The sequence below is a fragment of the Psychrobacter sp. Ps6 genome, assembly GCF_022129235.1.
Lineage (GTDB): Bacteria > Pseudomonadota > Gammaproteobacteria > Pseudomonadales > Moraxellaceae > Psychrobacter.
In genome coordinates this window covers 1-1,715 of the sequence record NZ_JADQAI010000105.1, presented here as the reverse complement: position 1 = coordinate 1,715, position 1,715 = coordinate 1, and the positions used below count along the sequence as shown (strand labels likewise).

The following is a 1,715-nucleotide window of genomic DNA, read 5'->3' as shown; positions in this document are numbered from 1 at the left end:
TCAAATAACAAATAATGCGGTCGGCAAAATTCAATCTACTCAAGGCGATTTCTCCGTATCATGCTACGGCGTCCACCCAACTGCCCACGGCTTATTAATGCTTGCAGCCGTTCAATCTCTCTGCGAACGGTGGCTAAACTGGCGAATGTCAGCTTTTCACCTTCTGCCGTTTCAACGGCCTGTTGCATTAAAATCTTACGTTCGGCATCAAGATACCACTGCAAACGTTCACGATGGTTTATCATCCAAATATTCCTCTAGAGTGGTTATATCGACGACGAACTTGACGTTCAAACTTTGGCGACTGGTCAGCATCTACCACATTGCTATTGAGTTGCCATTCCTCAGCCCATATTGGCGGGTTATTCCAATTAATATCGTCACCGCCTTTGTAATACATCCCAGCTTCGGCATAAGCGCACAAGTCAAACGATTCATTACGAGCGCCATCTGGTTTTTGCCAATGACCATACTCATCAATAAACTCGACTGTCAGCTCATCAAACCAAACCCGCTCGGCCCAACCGGGTAGATGGAAGAAACGAGCACCAAATTCCAAACGAGAAAAGCTGGCCGCCACTCGATTTTTTAATCGGTTGGTGTGCAACTGCAACAACGGGATTTCACCGTTAGCTAACTTACTTCGTTTATCGGGATAGGTTTCTTTTACCAAATCTTCAATGTCTCGACTTGCGCCTTTAACCAAACGGAATAAATGCGACAAGCCCAAACTTTTTAATCGGTTATAAAACTGATAGGCATGATCGGTAACTGACGAGGTTTTCTGTCGTCCTTTTTTCTTTTCACCCGAACCACCAGAATCACAAAGCGTTAATACTGGCTTCATCATTCGGCCAGAGCCATCGGCTAAGGGATAGGTTTTCTTAATAACCTCATCGATAAGAAGGTCCCAATCTTCGGCGTAAATCATCGGATTGATGCGATCATTGTTACGATTGGGGTTAGTCAGTATCTCAAAGCGATCAATAACCCAACGTTGCAATCCTTCACCAAAGACTTGAGCTTGCACCACAAAACGAGGGTTTTGCTTTCCACCTTGAACATCAATGGTCATTATCAAGAAACGACCTCCGAATGGGATAATTGACCGTTCATAATCTGCCGCTCGTGCCATCAATTGATGAGCCCCTATCTCTTGACCACGAGACTGCATGATATAAGGTCGTCCCATACGAACATTCATAAAGGCTTTTAGAGACTCTTCATCCCCACTATCTTGATAAATAACTTGAGCATTGAGATAGCGATATACTAAGTTTTCCCAACTGGCGTATGCAGCTATGACCCCTTCAAACCAGAACGTTGCCCATTTGCTGGTTCTTATCGCTGTAGTTTCTGTGACAACGTAACCATAACAATCTATTTCTCCCTCACGAAACCAACGCCCCTCCATATTCATTTGTTGTTTCTGTGATTCAAAATGACGATGGCCACAACGGGGACATTCCATCCATGTCTGTTTTGAAGCTATTAATGGATCGGAATTTTCTTCCCACTTAAGCGTTTCGAAAGAGGGTTGGAAATAAGCACAACAATCCATACATAGCCAATAAAAGCGGCGGCGATCACCTTGGTTATACAACTCCATAATGCCACCACAAGGCTGAGCTTCATGAGGTGCTAACTCTTCTTCACGCTTGGGATTCCGCACCACACGACCGGGAGAAGATTCTGCCATGACCATACCCGATGAT

Annotated in this window: 2 protein-coding genes; both read right to left on the bottom strand. The window is 44.6% G+C overall.

Translation table 11 applies throughout. The features are described from left to right. Nucleotides 1–35: 35 nt before the first annotated feature. Complete coding sequence (locus tag I3255_RS14105) at nt 36–245, bottom strand: hypothetical protein (protein ID WP_036763812.1); 210 nt, start codon at nt 243–245, stop codon at nt 36–38. Further along, nucleotides 242–1,699, bottom strand: a complete 1,458-nt coding sequence (locus I3255_RS14100) for a terminase gpA endonuclease subunit (protein ID WP_269117338.1) — start codon at nt 1,697–1,699, stop codon at nt 242–244. Before I3255_RS14100 ends, I3255_RS14105 begins: the two co-directional genes overlap by 4 nt. Between the last annotated feature and the right edge of the window lie 16 nt (nt 1,700–1,715).